Source organism: Vibrio sp. 03_296, from assembly GCF_002265885.1.
In genome coordinates this window covers 1-594 of the sequence record NZ_NPKW01000481.1, presented here as the reverse complement: position 1 = coordinate 594, position 594 = coordinate 1, and the positions used below count along the sequence as shown (strand labels likewise).

The window sequence follows — 594 nt, the reverse complement described above, 5'->3', positions numbered from 1 at the left end:
GGCGCAATCCTAGGGGCTTTTGCCCAAGGTCTGCTGATCACCTTCCTGCCTGTCTTCCTGATGCCAGTACTGGGTGATCTTGGCTTTGCCAACACCACCTTCAGTGACGCGGACTTCGGTGCTGTCGGTATTCTACTTGGTCTGATTGTGCGTTAAGCCATTCTTAATCCGATAAAAACCAATAAAAAGCCGCTTCAGAATAAGTCGGCTTTTTCATTTTCATCACACAATTAGCGAGCACGAAGCTTGTTGTGTTTTTTCACTTTTTTCATCGCCATTTGCTGCTTCAGTGGCGACAAGTAGTCGATGAAGAGATTACCAGAAAGATGGTCAATCTCGTGTTGCATCACGATCGCGAGAAACTCGCTGGTTTCGATTCGCAACTCTTTACCGTTACGATCAAGCGCTTCCACAACCACAGAAGTGTAACGCTCAACATCGGCGTAGTAGTCAGGAACAGACAAACAGCCTTCTTGACCCATTTCTTTGTTGCTGCCACTCACCACTTTTGGGTTCACCAGCACTAATGGCTCATTCGCGATTTTCAGACAGGTCAATCACCACAATCGCTTCTTCGCGGCCAACTTGCGGTGC

1 protein-coding gene and 1 pseudogene are annotated in these 594 nt (G+C 47.8%); one reads left to right on the top strand and one right to left on the bottom strand.

The annotated features are described in order from the left end of the window. Positions 1 to 156, top strand: a 156-nt coding sequence (locus tag CIK04_RS25545) for a PTS transporter subunit IIC (RefSeq protein WP_325205822.1), incomplete at its 5' end; no start/stop codon positions are given. A 74-nt stretch (positions 157 to 230) separates the two neighbouring features. Here CIK04_RS25545 and def read toward each other — a convergent pair. Further along, a pseudogene (def, locus tag CIK04_RS25540) lies at positions 231 to 594 on the bottom strand (peptide deformylase); the annotation flags it as partial.